Source organism: Microbacterium sp. NPDC055665 (genome assembly GCF_053618035.1).
Map to the genome: position 1 here is coordinate 301,181 of NZ_JBSHGY010000002.1, position 16,979 is coordinate 318,159.

A 16,979-nucleotide genomic window follows, 5' to 3' on the forward strand; every position below is an offset into this window, starting at 1 on the left:
TCTCGCCGGGTCTGCGTGAAATCGGTTTCATCACCATAACTCCGCATTCACAGCGGTGTCAAGAATGAAATGGTTACGCAACCTTATCGCGTCTCATCCGTTCACCAGAACGCCGCGCATCCCCCGCAGACGAGGGATGCCGCGGGGGTCACCCCCGCGGCATCCGTGTCACTGCTCTCCGGTCAGGCGAGCCAGGCCGGTGCTCGTCCGCGCAGGAACGCACCGTCGACCGAGAACCGCCCGGCACCGGTGAACGCGAGGGCCAGCGCTGCCGCGCCGAGGACGGCGACGAACTCGTATCCGCCCTCTCCGACCCAGAGACCGGCGGGAAGGTGCACGGCGACGAGCGCGACGATCATGTCGACCGCGAGCAGGATGCCGACGGGGCGCGTGAAGAGCCCGAGCATCAGCAGGAGACCGCCCACGAGCTCGACGAAGGCGACGACCGGCGCCGCGATCTCGGGGAGGGGGATCCCCATGCCGGCGAAGCTGCCGATCGTTCCGGGCAGCGTGAACTCGAAGATCTTCTGCGCGCCGTGCGCGGCGAAGATCGCACCGACGACCACGCGCAGGACGAGGAGTCCCAGCGAGGGTGCGGCGGAGGAGGCTTTGGTGTTCGTCATGAGGAGTTCTTCCTTCGTGGCAGGACACCCGCGCGCCAGGCGCGGAGCAGGGTCGTTCCCTGCTTCCACGCTAGGAAGCGCACTTTTCCATCTCCTGTGATCGCGCCCCTTCCGGGCGGCACGCGATCAGCGGTGCGCGGCGACCACCTCGGCGACGGCGGTGCGCTCGGCATCGCTCGGCTCGGCGATGGCCATGCGGCAGTAGGCGTCGACGACGTCGAGCACGCGGTACGCCTCTTTCATGCGCGCCATGTCCCCGCCGATCAGGGAGACCACGTCGTCGACCGCGGACTGGGCGGCCGCGATCGCCGTGGCATCACCCGATCGTCCGGCGTCCGCCAGAGCGCGGAAAGGCTTCGGGGTGACGGACGAGACCCCGGACACGACGCCCTGCGCACCCGCGTCGACGGCGGCGATGAGGTCGCGGTCGGCGCCGGTGTACAGCTCGAAGTCGGCGGGGACGACCGCGCGGTACGCCGCGATCTCGTCGAGGGACAGCTCGCTGAGCTTGGCTCCGACGATGTTGGGCCGCTCCGCGAGCCGCACCAGCAGTTCGGGCGAGACGGTGTTGCCGCTGCGGGCCGGGTAGATGTAGACGTACAGGCGCCCGTCGCCGACGGCATCCGAGACCGCCTGGAAGTAGTCGAAGATCGCGTCCTCGGTCGACTTCAGGTAGTACGGCGTGAGCGCGGCGAACTCGGTCGCGCCGAGGCCCTTGGCGATATCGACGAGCCGCACCGCCTCGAAGGTGCTGGGCTGGCCGACGTGCACGATGACGCGCATCCGGTCGTGCAACTCCTCGACGGCGGCGGCGACGAGGGCCGTGAACTCGGTGACGTCGACGGCCGGGAACTCCCCTGTCGTGCCGAGGATGAAGGCGCCCTCGTTGCCCGATTGGCCGACGAAGCGGAAGATCGCGCGTGACCCCTCGAGGTCGAGGCTGCCGTCGCGGCGGAACGCGGTCGGGACGGCGGTCAGGATGTCGTAGCGGGTCACTTCTCGGTCTCCTCGGAGTTCTTGCGGGACTTGCGGGCGCGGCGCGCGGGGACGTCGACGTTGCGGACGGTGGAGGTGAGGAGGTCGGGCTGAGCGGCGAGCTCGTCGTGCGCCTTCTCGATCTGCTGGATGCTGTCGTCGTGCAGGATCGAGTCCGCGAGTGCCGCGCGCTCGGCGCGGGGCCTGCGGGCGGCACGGATCGCCGGCATCACGATCGAGAGCACGGCCAGCGCGAGCAGCACGATCGCGATCGGGCTCACGACCTCGAAGAACGGCCGCGTGGGGAGGATCGCGAGTGTGCGGGCGAGGTTCTCCTCGGCGAGTGGTCCGAGGAGCAGGCCCAGCACGATCGGACCGGCGGGCACCTGCATGCGCTTGAGCAGCACGCCGATCACGCCGAACACGAGCATGGTGACGACGGTCGAGAGGCTGTTCGAGGTGGCATAGGTGCCGATGATGCAGAAGATCAGGATGCCACTCCACAGGTACGGCTGCGGCACGTCGAGGAGCTTCACCATTCCCTTCATGCGCACCAGGCTCAGGCCCAGCGAGAGGATCGTCGCGATGAGCATGATGCCCACGATCGAGACCACGAGGTCGGGACGGTTCGTGAACAGCGTCGGCCCGGGGGTGATGCCCCAGATGATCATGGAGCCGATCATCACGGCCATCACCGAGTCGCCGGGGATGCCGAGGGCCATGGTGGTGGTGAGCGAGCCGCCGAGCGTGGCGCTGGAGGCGGTGTCGCTGGCGGCGACGCCCTCGATGGACCCCTTGCCGAACATCTCCGGGTGCTTGGAGGCCTTGCGCGCCCTCTCCCAGCCGATGAGTCCGGCGATGTCGCCGCCCGCCGCGGGGATGAGGCCAACGCCGAGTCCGACGGCGCCGCCGACCGCGGTCGCGCGACCGCTCTGCTTCAGTTCGGCGCGGTTCGGCCACCAGCGGCCGAGGCTCGAGATCGGACGCACGGCGGACTTGCGGTGCGTGAGCAGCTGGTCGAACAGCTCGGCGATGCCGAAGAGGCCGATGATGACGGCGATGAAGTTCACGCCCTCGACGAGTTCGAGCACCCCGAAGGTGAAGCGCTGGTCGGCGGTCGCGGCGTAGGTGCCGACACTGCCGAGCATGAGGCCGAAGAGTCCGGCGAGGATGCCCTTGAGCATCGACTTCGACGAGATGCCGATCATGATCGCGATGCCGAAGACGACGAGTGCGAACAGCTCCGGCGACTTGAAGTAGTCGCGGGCGAAGCTGGCGATGGGCACCGCCGCGACCGAGAACAGCACGAGCGAGGCGAGGATGCCGACCGCCGAGACGATCGCCGAGATGGTCAGGGCGAGACCCGCCCTCCCCTGTTTCGCCATCGGATAGCCGTCGAGCGTCGTGGCGATGGATGCCGGAGTGCCCGGAGTGTTGATGAGGATCGACGGTACCCGGTCGCCGAAGTTCGCGGCGACGTAGATGGTCAGCAGCACGGCGAGGCCCTGCACCGGCTCGAGTGTCATCGTGAATCCGGCGGCGAGCGCGACGGCCATGGTCGCGGTGATGCCGGGGAAGGCTCCGACCATGAAGCCGAGCACGAGGCCGACGAGCATGTAGAGCAGGATCGAAATGTCGAGGAGCGAGTTCAGCCCCTCCATGAGCGCGTTCACAGGGGGATCCTCAGGAGCATCCCGAACACGACGTAGACGAACGCCGTGACGGAGGCGGAGTAGATGATCAGGCTCAACCAGCGGCGGTGGCCGTAGAGGAGCATGAGGGCGGCCATCAGCAGGGCTGCGGCGACGGGGAACACCTCGACGCGGTAGCCGAACAGGACGACCGAGCCCAGCGACCAGAGCGCGATGAAGGCGCCGGTGATCGCGAGGGTGGCGATGACGCGCAGGTAGCCGCCGGGCTGGATGCGCTCGAGGTCTTCGCGGGTGGGGGCCGGGCGGGTGATCGCGACGGCGAGCAGCGCGATGGCGATGACCACTCCGGTGACCCCGATGACGAGGGGCCAGAAACGGGCGTCGATCTGCCCGGCGGCGGCTTCGCGGCGCAGCGGGATCTGCGTCGAGAGGAAGAGGTAGCCGGAGGTGAAGGCGAGGGAGACGACGGCGAACACGATCTCGAGGCGCCGGGAGGCGGGCGCGCCCTGGTATTCGCCGGCAGGCTCGTCGTGGCCCGCCGGTTCCGCAACGGCGTCGGGGGTGGACATCATGCTCCTTCTTTCGTCGACGAGAGACAGCTGCGGGGCCGATCTGCACCGGCCCCGCAGTGTTCTCAGCCCAGGAGGTCCTTGAACAGGTCGAACTGCTCGTCGACGAACGTCGTCCACTCGGCGGAGTCGCGGTACACGACGAGGTTCCCGGCGTCGGCCTGGAACTTCTGGTAGCTGTCGGACTCGACGGCCTCCTTGACCGCGGCCTCGAGCGTGGACTTCACGTCATCCGGCAGGCCCTTGGGTGCGTAGATGCCGCCCCAGCCGCCGAAGACGACGTTCTCGCCGATGGCCTCTTCGACCGTCTCGACGTCTTCCGCGTCGGGGTGGCGCACGTCGTTCATGACGGCGAGGATGCGCACGGATTCGCCCTGGGCCAGTGCCTCGCCGAGTCCGGAGACGGCGGCGACGGTCTCACCGGATGCGGCCGCCGCGACGGCTGTCGCTCCGCCGTCGTACGGGACCGGGGTGAAATCGGCGTCGGTCGCGCTGCCGAGTCCGACGGTCGCGGCCTCCCAGATGGAGCCGGCGCCGGAGTTGGCGACGGTGACGGCGCCGGCCTTCGCCTGGGTGACGAGGTCTTCCAGTGTCTCGATGCCGCTGTTCGCGCCGACCGTGACGACTCCGGGGGCCAGCATGATCTGGCCGAGCAGGTCGAAGTTCTCGGGCAGGACGTCGGCACCCTGCGTGGTGTTCAGCATCGCGATCTCGACGGGGGCGAATCCGATGACGTAGCCGTCGGGATCCTGTGCGCCCACGTACTCCATCGCGAGGGCGCCGGCGGCACCCGGCATGTTCTCCGGGATGACGCTGACGTCGAGGATCTTCTCGAGCTCCGTGGCGAGCGCACGCGACGAGAGGTCGGAGCCTCCGCCGGGGTTGGCCTGGATGATGAGTCGGAGGTCGTTCTCGGGGAAGGCCGATCCGGCCTCTTCGCCCTCTTCGACCTTGGTGCAGGCCGAGACGATGAGAGCGGTGGCTGCGAGGGCGGCGATCGCGGCGGCCGCCCGGGTGATGCGCTTGCGGGGCATCTTTGCTCCTCTACGTGGGTCGACCTTGTTGTCGACTCCCTGAGGCTAGCAGTGTTGACTGTTAACAGTCAACACTCATGCGACCTCTTCGGCCAGCGGATGCGCCCACTCAGGCGCGGGCGGCGAGCTCGGCGAGCATGCGTTCGCGGGCGCCGTCCAGGTGCTCCGACAGCACCTTCGCCGCCTGCGCGGGCTTCCCGCTGCGCATCACATCCATGAGCTTGACGTGGTCGCCGGATGACTCGTGCAGGTCTTCGTCGTGGTTGATCGTGACCTCGAGCAGAGCGGTGAACGTCGGGAGGTACTGGTTCCACGCACCCTCGAGGCGGGGGTGATCGGCGAGAGCGTAGATCTGCGAGTGGAACTCGAGGTCGGCGACGACGAAGGCCGCGTGATCGCCGGCATCCGCCGCCTCTCCCATGCGCCCGACGGCCGCCGCCATCGCGGTCCAGCGGGAGTCGTCCTCGACGCGCATCGCCCGGGAGAGCGCGAGCTGCTCGAGGGCACCGCGCAGGCTGTAGAGCTGATCGACGTCGTCATGGGTGAGCCCGACGATGTAGACGCCGCGGGGGCGCTGCACCTCGACGAGCTTCTCGAAGCTCAGTTGGGTCAGCGCGTCGCGCACGGGTCCGCGGCTGACCGAGAACTCCTCGGCCAACGCCTCTTCGGTGATGCGTGCGCCGGGGGCGAGTTCGCCGCGCACGATGCGCTGCCGCAGGACTCGGGCCACCTGCGCGCCGAGGGATTCTCCACGCTTCACGGACTGCGTCATGGTGACCTCCTGTTAACTGTTGACAGGATACACACCACGAAGGACGGGGCGCCTAGGCGCTCCCGCGCGGATCCCAGAGCACGACCTCGGTCGAGCGACGCAGGCGACGACCGGTCGGCATCGGTACCACTCCCGAGGAACCGGCGGCGAACACGCGCACGCCGGGACGATTCTCGCGTTCGGCGCGCAGTGCACCCTCGAGCACCGCGATGCGGCTGCGAAGCGCCCGGTTCTCGTCTTCGAGGTCGAGCAGGCGCGCGATCGCGGGAAGGCTCACGCCTTCGGAGGAGAGCTGGGCGACCTCGCGCAGCTGCTCGATGTTGCGGGGCGAGTAGCGGCGGGATCCGCCTTGGGTGCGTCCGGGCACGACCAGACCGATGCGGTCGTACTGCCGCAGCGTCTGCGGGTGGAGGCCGGACAGCTCGGCGGCGGCCGCGATCGCGAACACCGGGGTGTCAGCGTTCATCACAGGAACCTCTCTCCTCCCCCGGAATCGCACGCAGGCAGAAGCGCCCACGCAGGCAGAAGCGCCCACGCAGGCAGACGCGCCGGAACAGGCAGACGCGCCAGATCAGGCGAGTTCTTCACAGAACGGCCTGATCCGGCGCGAACGCCTGCGTCGGCGAGAGTCCGGCTCGTCATCGCCGTGCCTTCGCCATGAGCTCGGCCCGCGGGTTCTCCTCGGGCTCGAGCTCTTGGAACTTCTTCAGCGCCTCGCGTGCGGCGTCGTCGAGGTGCGTCGGCACCGCGACCTGGAGCTCGGCGAGCAGATCGCCGGTGCCCTTGGAGGTCGTGACTCCGCGTCCCTTGACGCGCAGCACCCGCCCGGAGGGGGTGCCGGGTGCGACGCGGAGCTTGACCACGTCGCCGCTGAGCGTCGGGACCTCGATCGTCGCGCCGAGAGTCGCCTCGGTGAAGGTCACCGGGACGACGACCCGCAGGTTCAGACCGTCGCGCGTGAAGACCGGATGCGGGCGCACCGCGATCTGCACCACGATGTCTCCGCTCTCTCCGCCGTCGGGCGAGGGACGACCGCGGCCGCGCAGACGGATCTTCTGCCCGTCGGCGACGCCCGCGGGGATCTTCACCTTGAACGGCTTGCCGTCTTCGCCCTGCAGGGAGATGGTCTCGCCCTGCACGGCGGTGACGAAGTCGAGCGTGGTGCGCGCCGTGACGTCGGCGCCGCGCTGCGGACCGCCGAAGCCGCGGTATCCGCCGCTCGTCTGTCCGAAGCGGCCGTTGCCGAAGCTCGCGCCCTGCCCCTGGTTGAACATCGCGAAGATGTCTTCGAAGTCGGCAGTCTGCCCTCGGCCCTGCTGGCCGAACCGGCTGAACACGTCTTCGAAGCCGCCGGCGCCCTGACCGCTCGCGGTGAAGCGAGCGCCGGAGCCCATGGCGCGGATCTCGTCGTATTCCTTGCGCTGTTCGGCGTCGGAGAGCACGGAGTAGGCCTCGCTGATCTCCTTGAACTTGGCCTCCGCTTTGGCATCACCCTGATTGGAGTCCGGGTGGTACTTCCGCGCGAGCTTGCGATACGTCTTCTTCAGATCCGCATCGCTGACGTCCTTGGAGACCCCGAGGGTCTTGTAGAAGTCCTTGTCGAACCAATCCTGGCTGGCCATCAATCACCTACTCCGCAGGGACAGCGACGACGACCTTCGCGGGGCGCAGCTCGACGTCTCCGAGGCGGTAGCCCACCTCGACGACCTCGAGGATCGTGGTCTTCTCGGCACCGGGGGTCGGCTGCTGGAAGATGGCCTCGTGGCGCTGCGGGTCGAATTCCTCGCCCTTCTCGCCGTACGCGACCACTCCGAGACGCTCCACGACCGTGCGCACCTTGTCGGCGATCACGGCGAACGGGGTGCCGTCGACGAGATCGCCGTGCTGAGCGGCGCGGTCGAGGTCGTCGAGCACGGGGACCAGGCCCTTGGCGGCCTCGCCCTTCGCACGTTCGATCTCGACCTGACGCTGCTCCTCGGTGCGGCGACGGTAGTTGGCGTACTCGGCCTGGAGGCGCTTGAGGTCGTTCAGCAGGGTCGACTCGAGGTCGGCGAGCACAGCGTCTTCCGCCGCGGCCTCGCCGGTCTGGGTCGCTCCGAGGATGTCGTCGACCGTGAGGTCGTCGTCGGCGCCGTCGATCGGGGTCTCGTCCGACCCCTCGGCGGCGGCCGCTTCACGGGAGTCCGGGTGGTGCGGCGCGGGGCCGGATGCCTGAGCATCCGACCCCTCGCTGCGACCTTCGGCGGACTCAGGATTCTGGTTCTCGTCGAAGTTCTTGTCCGTCATGATTACTTCTTCTCGTCCTCGTCGTCGACGACCTCGGCGTCGATGACGTCTTCCTCGGAGGAGGGAGCGTCACCGGCCGGAGCCTCGCCCTCAGCCGAAGCGCCGGCTGCGGCATCCGCCTGCGAGGAGGCGTAGATGGCCTCGCCGAGCTTGGACTGGGACTGGTTGAGCTTGTCGAACGCGGTCTTCACGGCCTCGTCGTCTTCGCCGGCCAGCGCCGTCTTGAGCGCGTCGACATCGGCCTTGACCTCGGTCTTCACGTCTTCGGGCAGCTTGTCGTCGTTCTCGGTGATCAGCTTGTCGATCGAGTACGCGAGAGTCTCGGCCTGGTTGCGGACCTCGGCGGCCTCGCGGCGAGCCTTGTCCTCGGCCGCGTGCTCCTCGGCCTCGCGGACCATGCGCTCGATGTCTTCCTTCGACAGCGAGGAGCCGCCGGAGATGACGATCGACTTCTCGGTGCCGGTGCCCTTGTCCTTGGCAGACACGTGCACGATGCCGTTGGCGTCGATGTCGAAGGTGACCTCGATCTGCGGGATGCCACGGGGAGCCGGAGCGATACCCGTCAGCTCGAACGTGCCGAGCGGCTTGTTGTCGCGCGTGAAGTCACGCTCGCCCTGGAAGACCTGGATCGCGACGGACGGCTGGTTGTCGTCTGCCGTGGTGAAGGTCTCGCTGCGCTTGGTCGGGATGGCCGTGTTGCGCTCGATGAGCTTGGTCATCATGCCGCCCTTGGTCTCGATGCCGAGACTCAGCGGGGTGACGTCGATGAGGAGGACGTCCTTGCGCTCACCCTTGAGGACACCGGCCTGGAGCGCGGCTCCGACGGCGACGACCTCGTCCGGGTTGACGCCCTTGTTCGCGTCCTTGCCGGTCTCGCGCTTGACGAGCTCGGCGACCGCGGGCATACGCGTCGATCCACCGACGAGCACGATGTGGTCGATCTCGGACACCTTGATGCCGGCTTCGCGGATGACGTCCTCGAACGGCTTCTTGGTGCGGTCGAGCAGGTCCTTCGTGAGGTCCTCGAACTTCGCGCGGGTGATGGTCTCGGAAAGCGACACCGGGCCCGACTCGGTCAGCGACAGGTACGGCAGGTTGATGCTGGTCGAGGTCGAGGAGGAGAGCTCCTTCTTCGCCTGCTCGGCAGCTTCCTTGAGACGCTGCAGGGCGATCTTGTCGCCCGAGACGTCGACGCCCGTGGTCTCCTTGAACTGCTTGATCAGGTAGTCGACGAGACGCTGGTCCCAGTCGTCTCCACCGAGGCGGTTGTCACCGGCGGTCGAGCGCACCTGGATCGTGGAGAAGTCGTCGTCCTTGCCCACCTCGAGCAGCGACACGTCGAACGTTCCGCCACCCAGGTCGAAGACCAGGATGAGCTCGTCTTCCTTGCCCTTGTCGAGGCCGTAGGCCAGAGCGGCCGCGGTGGGCTCGTTGATGATGCGCAGGACGTTGAGGCCCGAGATCTCGCCGGCCTCCTTGGTGGCCTGACGCTCGGCGTCGTTGAAGTACGCGGGGACGGTGATGACCGCGTCGGTCACCGTGTCGCCCAGGTACGACTCGGCGTCGCGCTTGAGCTTCATGAGGATGCGCGCGGAGATCTCCTGCGGCGTCCACTTCTTGCCGTCGACGTCGAAGCTCCAGTCGGTGCCCATGTGGCGCTTGACGGAGGCGATCGTCCGGTCGACGTTGGTGACGGCCTGGCGCTTCGCGGTCTCACCGACGAGCACCTCCCCGTCTTTGGTGAAGGCCACGACCGAGGGGGTCGTGCGGAAGCCCTCGGCGTTGGCGATGACCTTGGGCTCGCCGCCCTCGAGGACGCTGACGACGGAGTTGGTGGTTCCGAGGTCGATACCGACAGCACGTGCCATGTGTTCTCTCCTTTGTTGGAAGTTCTTTGGTTGGGAAGTTCGTTGTGGTGGATCTCCGCTGTGGTGCGGAAATCCGCGGCGATCAGGGAAACCTGAGTCGCGATGGCTCAACTGTACGCCTGCGCCTTGACCGTGTCAAATCAACTTGATACGAGTCGACTCAAGTTTGCGGAACGCGGGCTCGGGAGCCTTCTGCGCCTGATCGGAACCTGCGCTCCGAGCTGTGGATCAGAAGGGCGCCGGGGAATGTTCCTCGACGAACGTGACGGCGTTCTGGGGTTGCGGTCGATCGATGTAGACCCTGCCCGTCGGGCTCGTCCACGCGTAGGTACCGTCGCCGAGCGCCTCGACGACCCACGGGGAATGGTGTTTGAGCACGTGGTGGCGGCGACACAGATGGCCCAGGTTTCTCGAGGTGGTCGGGCCGCCGCGGGCGGCGTCGTGATGGTGGTCGATATCGCACTCGCGTGCCGCGTGCCCGCAGGTCGGGAATCGGCAGCGTTGATCCCGAGCCCGGAGATACCGTTTCAATTCGGAACCGGGCCGATAGCGATCGACAGCGAGGAGCACCCCCGTGATCGGGTGGGTGAGGATCCGATCCCACCCGGACGCGGCCCCCGCAAGAGCTTTCGCCGTGCCGGCGTCGATCGGCGTGCGCCCATCGAGTTCGGCCGGCATCGAACCTTGTCCCATCAGGGTCGTGACCGGAACGGTGACCGAAACCGATCCGCGGATCGCGGCGAGGAGCCCGTCGGAGGTGTCATGCCCGTCCGGTGCACCGGTGAGCAGCAGGTCGAGAGCGAGGTCGGCGCGGAGCTGCGCGGTGGTGCGCGGTGGTGCGCTGATCACCTTCCGACTGTTCCTGCGCGCACTCTGCCTCCTGCGCCGACTCCGACCCCTGAGACCCCGACTTCTTCACCTCCTGCGCCATCTGCGTCAATCGCTCGAAGACACCGTGAACGAGTGCGGACGGGCCGAGCAGCCCGAGTTGCGACATCCCATCGCCGACGTCTTTCACCCACACCGAACGCTTCTCCCGCGCATCCCGGTGCCGCTCGTCGACCGATCGCGACTGGAACCGCTCCGCGACCCGCCGCCCGTGCCGTGACACCCGGTTCGGGGATTCCGACTCGGCGAACGGGACCATCTCGGCGGAGTAGGCCGCTCGATCCCCCGCGTCTTCGAGATGCTCTGCCGCATCGCAGATCGCCCGCGCGTGCGCGGCGCTGACCCGGCCGGCTCCCTGGGCGGCCCACACCAGCGGGAAGCGCTCCACTCTCCACACCGCGTCGGTCATCCGCGCCTGCACCGTGCGGTCGCTGACCCGCAGCGCCGCCGCCATCTCGGCCGCGACCGTGCGAGCCGCGAGGTCGCCGAAATCGGGATGGGCCGCCTCGTCGGCCACCTGCAGCGCCAGCCGGGAACCGACCGCGAGAACGCCGTCGCGCGCGGCCTGCAGACTGCTGATGGTGCGCTCCAACCCGACGAGCATGTCGGTGAGCTCGCCGAGCGTCTCCATCTGCTCGACCGTCGCATCTGCCAGTGCTGCCATATCCCGAGTCAACCAGGGGCCACCGACATTCAAAGGCCCAGATCAGAGCGAGAAAACGAAATACCGATATGCGGTCGGCAAAGAGGCGCTCAGCCCTGTTCGATCTCCCGGAGCCAGACCCGCCGATGTTCCCGGACGTACCGCAGAGCCCTCGCCCAGTGGTCGCCGTGACCGCTCGCGTGCATCGACGCCCACGGCTCCTCCCCCGTCGAACGCGCACCCTCGAGGAGCGCGAGCATCGCCGCCGTCCGCTCCTCCATCGCCTGCGGCAGGTCACGCCGCAGGGCGGGGCTTGCGCCGTAACCGTCGACGATCGCCGCGAGATCGCCGGCCGCGCTCTCCGCTTCGCGCTCGACGTCGGACAGGGTGAACGCCTGCGCTGCATAAGCGAGATCCCAGAGCCGGGTGCTCGGGGCGGACGCATCCCAGTCGATGAAGACCCATCGGTCGCCGATGACGAGGTTCCAGGGGCCGAGATCGTTGTGGCACACGATCTCGGCAGCCGGAGCGGGGATCGCGGTCTGCCACACGGCGTTCTGCGGAGGCACATACTGAGCGCTCGCGTCATGGATCCGCCGGATCATCGAGCCGACGCGGCGCAGGTCGACCGCGGACAGCGGAGCGCCCGCGATCGCGATCCTGCCGGGGACGAATTCGACGACCTGCCGCCCATGCTCGTCTCGGCCGCGCGGTTCCGGAGCATCGACTCCCGCCGCCCGCAGCGCCGTGACGAAGTGGCTGACGCTCGGGGTCGCATCCGACCACGCTTTGCGCACGGTGTCGCCGATGCGCACCACCGTCCCGCTCGCGTTCCCCCCTGTCAGCACCTCTTCGTCCACGCGTCGACGTTAGCGCAGCGCCTCGACGAGCATCCGACCACACCTTCCCGAACGCGATACTTGACCCTGACACTGTGGCAGACGGGAGAACAGAGACATGTTGTCCATCGGAGCGTTCGCGCAGATCGGCCAGGTGACCCACCGCATGCTGCGGCACTGGGACACGGCTGGCCTGCTCGTGCCCGCCCACGTGGACGAGTTCAGCGGCTACCGCTCCTACGACCCCTCACAACTGGATCGGCTGCATCGGATCGTCGCCCTGCGCCAGCTGGGCTTCGGACTCGATGACATCTCGTCGATCCTCGACCGGGGAGTCGACGCCGATCGCATCGCCTCCCTGCTGCGGATCCGCCGCGCAGAGGTCGAGCTGGAGCACCGGGTCGCCGCGGGGAGACTCGTCGACGTCGAACGGCGCCTCCACCTCATCGAGAAAGAGAACCATATGTCCCGGATCGAGATCGTCGACAAGCCCCTCCCCGCCGTCCGCCTCGCCGCGATCCGCACGGTCGTCCCCGACCAGCCCTCGGTCGCCGGCGTGGTCGGCCCGTCGTTCGACGCGGTCGCCGCGATCATCGGCGACGAGCACTCGCTCTCCACCCCGATCGCCCAGTACGAGACGCTCGACGACGGCGTGCAGGTCATCGCTGGGTACACCTACTCCGGACCCGCGCACGACGGATTCGAGATCGTCGAGCTCCCCGCCGCAGACGAGGCCGTGTGCGGCATCCACCTGGGTTCGATGGACCGCATCGCCGAGAGCTGGCACGGCATCCACTCCGAGATCTTCGCCCGCGGTCTGGTGCACGACGGGGCGTGCCGAGAGCTCTACGTGCGCGCCGTGTCGGATGACCAGTCGGACTGGGTCACCGAGCTGCAGCAGCCGGTCAGACGCGGCTGAGGTCGCTAGGCTGACCGGCATGACGTGGACCGCCTCCGCCACCCGCCGCATCGGCACCGCAGCCGCCATCGTGACGCTCGCGATCCTGCCGCTGAGCGGATGCCTGTACTCGCAGATCCCGGTCGCGTCACCCTCCGAGGCGCCGTCGCCCGGCACGGAGACCGGCGAGACGGAAGCGCCGGTCGGAGGAACGACGCTGAGCTTCGACGAAGGCCTCGAACTCTCGAACGACGCGTACATCGAGTGGGGCGACGGATTCCTCGCCGACGAGCGGTGGGAGACGATCTCGCCCGACGACGGCAACGGCGGCTGGACGTACGGCACGGCCGACGGCACCTGCACGGTGCGGTTCTGGCAGGGACACATGACCGATGTCCCGGTGGTCGAAAGCGACGACAGCGCATCGTCGGATGCCATCCTCGGCGTGCTGCTGGAGACCCCGACGGCCGACATCACCCCCGTCGCGACCACCGGCGAGTTCAGCTACATGACGGGCGGCACCGGCGGCGTCGAGATGCGTCAGGTCAGCGCCGTGGAGGGCTCCCGCTCCTGGCTCATGGCTGCGCGCGCGTTCACGCAGACCGGAGTCGGCCTCTACACGATCGTGGACTGCACCGCCAACGACGCGGAGAAGATCATGGATGCCGTCAACGAGGCGAACGCGATCGTCGTCGCTCGCTGAGCATCACGCCCTCCCCTCGGAGGCGATTCACTTGCCGCCGGGAGGACCGACCAGCAGCAGGATGACGTACAGCGCCACGATGCCGACGGCCAGCAGCACCGCGAGAACCCAGGGCCGGCGCAGGAACCACCGCATCAGCCGGTCGTACCAGCGGCGATCCCGCGGGTCGTCCGTGGCCTCCAGCCGCCAGGCACCATCGAGACGCCCGGTGCGATGCAGCCAGATCTCCATCGGGATCGTGGCGTACGGCACCACGGCGCTGACCACCGCGAGCACGCCGACGCCAGGGTGCCACCGCTGGTTCAGCGCGACCAGGATCGCCGTCGCCCCGTAGGCGAGGAACACGAATCCGTGGATGCCACCGCCCACCGTCACCACGACCCCGGGCGCACCGACGGCGCGGGCGATGATCGCGGCGATCAGGATCGTCCAGGTGATCGCCTCCGCGATCGCGAGAACTCGGAACAGGCGGTCGGGGGTGCGGAAGACGGGTCTCCTCGGGTGGGGGTCCTCCCACCGTATCCGGCGGTCGTCGCCGTCGAATCAACCGAATGGTTGAGACCGGCGGGACGACGCGGGGCGCTTCGCGCTTCGAAAGAGCTCGCTGGCGGAATATCACGCTGTGCGGAGGCGTTGCCGAAGGCATGGTGACAGTGGACGCGGACGCGATCTCGCAGGTGCTCGGCGCCGTCGACCTCCGCGTCGGCATCGGCCGCCGGACGACTCTCGCCCCCGGTGCGCTGCTGCCGATCCCGACCGGCGCCATCACCCTCGTGTACATCGTCGACGGCGGTGTGCACGGGCATCCTCCGCTCGGCGACGGCTGCCGCCTCGACGTCGACCCGGAGTCGCATCGCCTCACGGTCGACCCGGCCAGCCGCCGCGATCTCCTCGTCGCGGGCGACGCGTTCCTCACGCTCGGCCGCACGCCGTTCGCGCTGGAAGCCCAGGGCGACACGAGCCTCATGATCGCCGAGATCGTGCTCGCCGATGCGGCGTCACCGCTGCCCGCGCTGCTCCCGCCGTTCCTGACGGTCACCGGCTTCGACGCCATCGAGCCGGCCGCCGCCGCCCTCGCCCTGAACATGGGCGTCGTCGACCACACGGTGGAGCCGGCGCGTCAGGGCGACCCGGTCATCTGCCGCATGATGGCGACGACCGTGCTGCTGTCGGTCATCCGCGCCTGGGCGGCGAACGGCTGCGCACCGGCGGGCTGGCCGTCTCTGTCGAACGACCCGTTCCTCGACCGCGTCGTCGACGCCATCCACGAGGAGCCCGGCCGCGACTGGACGGTCGAGCGCCTCGCGGGCATCGGAGCCATGTCGCGGTCGACCTTCGCCGAGCGGTTCCGCAACGCGGTCGGCCGCTCCCCCGCGGACTACGTCACCGAGGTGCGGGTGGATGCGGCGAAGCGGATGCTCGACGCCGGGCGAAGCGTGTCGGAGATCTCCCGAGAGCTCGGCTACGCCTCGGATGAGGGGTTCAGCCGCGCGTTCCGCCGCCGCACCGGCCTGACCCCCTCGTCGTGGCGGATGGCCAACCGGATCCCCGTCTCCGCCTGACGCCGTCGCGCCCGTCCGCCCCGTCCCGTCCGCCCCGGCCCGTACCGTCCCGTCACGTCACGTCACGTCACAACTTCGGAGATACGGCGAGACACGCCGCCGTCGCGGCCCCCGCCCCGGCGCGTCGCCCTCGATCTCCGAAGTTGTGCACGCACGAGGAAGCGAGAGTGGCGCGGCGGGCCGCCGGCAGCGGATCGGCGCGCACCCGGATCAGGCCCGACTGCTGACCCGGTTCGACACTCCGAAGAGCACGGCACCCGCGAGCAGCGCAGACGCACCCAGCACGTAGACCAGCTCGACGTTCAGGGTGTCGACGAGCAGTCCGCCCACGCCCGCGGCCAGGGTGATCGCCCCCTGAAACCCCACGACCACGAGGCTACCGCCGGCCTCGAGCCGATCCGGCATCCGGTGTCCGACCCAGGTGTTGGCGACGATCAGCCAGGACGAGAAGAAGAAGCCCCACACCACCACCACGATGCCCACGCCCAGGATCGAGCCGGAGAACAGGATCATCGAGATCATGGACACGGCGATCACCAGCGGGGCGAACACCGCGAAGAAGGCGAACGTGCGGTCGATGACCAGCCCGATCGTGATGTTGCCGAGCAGGCCGCCGACGCCGAACAGCGCGAGCAGCACCACGATCGTCGAGGCATCGACCTCGGGGATGCGCTCGAGCGCCAGACGCACGTAGGTGTAGGCGAGGAAGTGCCCGAGCACGACGAGCACGTGCCCGATCATCCCGAGCCCGATTCCCGGCCGGCGCAGGGTGTCGACGAGGAGCCGCAGGCTCGACGCGCGTTCGGCCGGCACCGACGGCAGTGCGAACCGCAGCACCACCGCGAGCACGACCATGAACCCGCCTGCGAGGGCGAAGACCATCCGCCAGTCGACCAGTTCGCTCAGCATCACACCCAGCGGCACGCCCGCCACCGTGGCCAGCGAGACTCCGGCCGAGGTGAACATCACGCCGCGACCCAGGTTCTCCGGACCCGCGAGCCGGGCGGCGACCGTGATCGACATCGCCCAGAAGGCGCTGATCGCGGCACCCAGCAGGAAGCGCGCCAGCAGCACGATGATCAGGTTCGGCGAGATCGCCACGATGAGGTTCGACACCGCCGCGGCGAGCGCCATCCACACCAGCAGCGACCGCCGGTCGAGGCGCGGGAAGATGAGTCCGACCGTCGGCGCGACGACGAGGCCGACGAGTGCCGTGACCGTCACCGTCTGCCCGGCCTGACCGGGGGTGACCCCGAGGCCGTCGGCCATCTCGGTCAGCACGCCGTTGGGGAGGAACTCGGCCGTGACCAGCAGGAAGCCCATCAGCATCAGGACGATGAGTCCGCCGTAGCGGATGCGGGTGACGGCCGTGGCCGGCACGGTGGGGACGGGCGCTGTGGTGGTCATGGTTCCACGTTCGCAGCATCCGGATGCCGCCGCCCGACCGGTCGTCCGCCGCAACCGACCGATCGTCCGGGTCGCGATTCATCTCCCCGTCGGTTCAGCCAGGATGTCTGGACAAGCGCACCGCCGACGCCCTATGCTCGACGACGCACCGGGACGAGCCCGGGAAGCCCGAGCGGAAGGAGCCGAGGACATGAACATCGTCGTTGTCGCGCTCACCGCCGACCACCTTCCCCTCGAGGCCACCCGCTCCTGATCCCGGC

Annotated in this window: 18 protein-coding genes; 3 read left to right on the forward strand and 15 right to left on the reverse strand. The window is 68.7% G+C overall.

Annotated elements, in window-relative coordinates; genetic code table 11:
- Positions 1-182: 182 nt before the first annotated feature.
- The 13 genes from ACWGO6_RS07080 to ACWGO6_RS07140 form a co-directional block, all read right to left on the reverse strand.
- Positions 183-623: a DoxX family protein gene (locus ACWGO6_RS07080; RefSeq protein WP_105711546.1), complete on the reverse strand. Its 441-nt coding sequence runs from the start codon at positions 621-623 to the stop codon at positions 183-185.
- 126 nt (positions 624-749) lie between these two features.
- Entirely contained in the window at positions 750-1,619 is an 870-nt protein-coding gene (locus ACWGO6_RS07085; protein WP_452326284.1) for a dihydrodipicolinate synthase family protein, read from the reverse strand.
- Positions 1,616-3,271, reverse strand: coding sequence for a tripartite tricarboxylate transporter permease (locus ACWGO6_RS07090; protein ID WP_136042392.1), 1,656 nt, complete (start codon positions 3,269-3,271; stop codon positions 1,616-1,618). The genes ACWGO6_RS07085 and ACWGO6_RS07090 overlap by 4 nt, the downstream gene beginning before the upstream one ends.
- Positions 3,268-3,822, reverse strand: coding sequence for a tripartite tricarboxylate transporter TctB family protein (locus ACWGO6_RS07095; protein WP_136042391.1), 555 nt, complete (start codon positions 3,820-3,822; stop codon positions 3,268-3,270). Before ACWGO6_RS07095 ends, ACWGO6_RS07090 begins: the two co-directional genes overlap by 4 nt.
- A 62-nt stretch (positions 3,823-3,884) precedes the next feature.
- Positions 3,885-4,853, reverse strand: coding sequence for a tripartite tricarboxylate transporter substrate binding protein (locus ACWGO6_RS07100; protein ID WP_136042390.1), 969 nt, complete (start codon positions 4,851-4,853; stop codon positions 3,885-3,887).
- Between the two features lie 109 nt (positions 4,854-4,962).
- Positions 4,963-5,625, reverse strand: coding sequence for a GntR family transcriptional regulator (locus ACWGO6_RS07105; protein ID WP_136042389.1), 663 nt, complete (start codon positions 5,623-5,625; stop codon positions 4,963-4,965).
- Positions 5,626-5,677: 52 nt separating this feature from the next.
- Complete coding sequence (locus tag ACWGO6_RS07110) at positions 5,678-6,091, reverse strand: heat shock protein transcriptional repressor HspR (protein WP_136042388.1); 414 nt, start codon at positions 6,089-6,091, stop codon at positions 5,678-5,680.
- 172 nt (positions 6,092-6,263) lie between these two features.
- Complete coding sequence (locus tag ACWGO6_RS07115) at positions 6,264-7,247, reverse strand: DnaJ C-terminal domain-containing protein (protein ID WP_136042387.1); 984 nt, start codon at positions 7,245-7,247, stop codon at positions 6,264-6,266.
- A gap of 7 nt (positions 7,248-7,254) precedes the next feature.
- Positions 7,255-7,911, reverse strand: coding sequence for a nucleotide exchange factor GrpE (locus ACWGO6_RS07120; RefSeq protein ID WP_452326285.1), 657 nt, complete (start codon positions 7,909-7,911; stop codon positions 7,255-7,257).
- Positions 7,912-7,913: 2 nt separating this feature from the next.
- Positions 7,914-9,779 carry a molecular chaperone DnaK gene (dnaK, locus tag ACWGO6_RS07125; RefSeq protein WP_105711538.1) on the reverse strand — a complete coding sequence of 622 codons (1,866 nt, stop codon included), beginning with the start codon at positions 9,777-9,779 and terminating at the stop codon, positions 7,914-7,916.
- A 228-nt stretch (positions 9,780-10,007) separates the two neighbouring features.
- On the reverse strand, positions 10,008-10,457 hold the full coding sequence (locus tag ACWGO6_RS07130; RefSeq protein ID WP_452326286.1) for an HNH endonuclease signature motif containing protein: 450 nt from the start codon (positions 10,455-10,457) through the stop codon (positions 10,008-10,010).
- An 82-nt stretch (positions 10,458-10,539) separates the two neighbouring features.
- On the reverse strand, positions 10,540-11,331 hold the full coding sequence (locus ACWGO6_RS07135; RefSeq protein ID WP_452326287.1) for a DUF222 domain-containing protein: 792 nt from the start codon (positions 11,329-11,331) through the stop codon (positions 10,540-10,542).
- A gap of 89 nt (positions 11,332-11,420) precedes the next feature.
- Positions 11,421-12,170 carry a phosphotransferase gene (locus tag ACWGO6_RS07140; RefSeq protein ID WP_452326288.1) on the reverse strand — a complete coding sequence of 250 codons (750 nt, stop codon included), beginning with the start codon at positions 12,168-12,170 and terminating at the stop codon, positions 11,421-11,423.
- Positions 12,171-12,267: 97 nt separating this feature from the next.
- Between ACWGO6_RS07140 and ACWGO6_RS07145 the strand changes: the two genes are divergently transcribed.
- Positions 12,268-13,068, forward strand: coding sequence for a MerR family transcriptional regulator (locus ACWGO6_RS07145; protein ID WP_136042383.1), 801 nt, complete (start codon positions 12,268-12,270; stop codon positions 13,066-13,068).
- Between the two features lie 19 nt (positions 13,069-13,087).
- A complete protein-coding gene (locus ACWGO6_RS07150; RefSeq protein ID WP_136042382.1) occupies positions 13,088-13,750 on the forward strand; it encodes a hypothetical protein in 663 nt (220 codons plus the stop codon).
- A gap of 27 nt (positions 13,751-13,777) precedes the next feature.
- On the opposite strand, the gene ACWGO6_RS07155 is transcribed toward ACWGO6_RS07150, so the two are convergent.
- On the reverse strand, positions 13,778-14,272 hold the full coding sequence (locus tag ACWGO6_RS07155; RefSeq protein ID WP_452326525.1) for a DUF3817 domain-containing protein: 495 nt from the start codon (positions 14,270-14,272) through the stop codon (positions 13,778-13,780).
- Between the two features lie 122 nt (positions 14,273-14,394).
- Between ACWGO6_RS07155 and ACWGO6_RS07160 the strand changes: the two genes are divergently transcribed.
- The gene (locus ACWGO6_RS07160) at positions 14,395-15,312 is read left to right on the forward strand and encodes a helix-turn-helix domain-containing protein (RefSeq protein ID WP_136042380.1); all 918 of its coding nucleotides are present in this window, start codon (positions 14,395-14,397) and stop codon (positions 15,310-15,312) included.
- Positions 15,313-15,522: 210 nt separating this feature from the next.
- Here the strand turns inward: ACWGO6_RS07160 and ACWGO6_RS07165 are convergent, their stop codons facing one another.
- Positions 15,523-16,719 (reverse strand): MFS transporter, encoded by a 1,197-nt coding sequence (locus ACWGO6_RS07165; RefSeq protein WP_452326289.1) that lies wholly within the window; start codon positions 16,717-16,719, stop codon positions 15,523-15,525.
- Between the last annotated feature and the right edge of the window lie 260 nt (positions 16,720-16,979).

Bases quoted from the DNA above. Each gene is read 5' to 3' on its own strand.
- dnaK (WP_105711538.1), bottom strand. From the start codon at position 9,779: ATGGCACGTGCTGTCGGTATCGACCTCGGAACCACCAACTCCGTCGTC.
- ACWGO6_RS07160 (WP_136042380.1), top strand. From the start codon at position 14,395: ATGGTGACAGTGGACGCGGACGCGATCTCGCAGGTGCTCGGCGCCGTC.
- ACWGO6_RS07100 (WP_136042390.1), bottom strand. From the start codon at position 4,853: ATGCCCCGCAAGCGCATCACCCGGGCGGCCGCCGCGATCGCCGCCCTC.
- ACWGO6_RS07105 (WP_136042389.1), bottom strand. From the start codon at position 5,625: ATGACGCAGTCCGTGAAGCGTGGAGAATCCCTCGGCGCGCAGGTGGCC.
- ACWGO6_RS07110 (WP_136042388.1), bottom strand. From the start codon at position 6,091: ATGAACGCTGACACCCCGGTGTTCGCGATCGCGGCCGCCGCCGAGCTG.
- ACWGO6_RS07095 (WP_136042391.1), bottom strand. From the start codon at position 3,822: ATGATGTCCACCCCCGACGCCGTTGCGGAACCGGCGGGCCACGACGAG.
- ACWGO6_RS07080 (WP_105711546.1), bottom strand. From the start codon at position 623: ATGACGAACACCAAAGCCTCCTCCGCCGCACCCTCGCTGGGACTCCTC.
- ACWGO6_RS07135 (WP_452326287.1), bottom strand. From the start codon at position 11,331: ATGGCAGCACTGGCAGATGCGACGGTCGAGCAGATGGAGACGCTCGGC.
- ACWGO6_RS07165 (WP_452326289.1), bottom strand. From the start codon at position 16,719: ATGACCACCACAGCGCCCGTCCCCACCGTGCCGGCCACGGCCGTCACC.
- ACWGO6_RS07150 (WP_136042382.1), top strand. From the start codon at position 13,088: ATGACGTGGACCGCCTCCGCCACCCGCCGCATCGGCACCGCAGCCGCC.
- ACWGO6_RS07130 (WP_452326286.1), bottom strand. From the start codon at position 10,457: ATGCCGGCCGAACTCGATGGGCGCACGCCGATCGACGCCGGCACGGCG.
- ACWGO6_RS07115 (WP_136042387.1), bottom strand. From the start codon at position 7,247: ATGGCCAGCCAGGATTGGTTCGACAAGGACTTCTACAAGACCCTCGGG.
- ACWGO6_RS07145 (WP_136042383.1), top strand. From the start codon at position 12,268: ATGTTGTCCATCGGAGCGTTCGCGCAGATCGGCCAGGTGACCCACCGC.
- ACWGO6_RS07120 (WP_452326285.1), bottom strand. From the start codon at position 7,911: ATGACGGACAAGAACTTCGACGAGAACCAGAATCCTGAGTCCGCCGAA.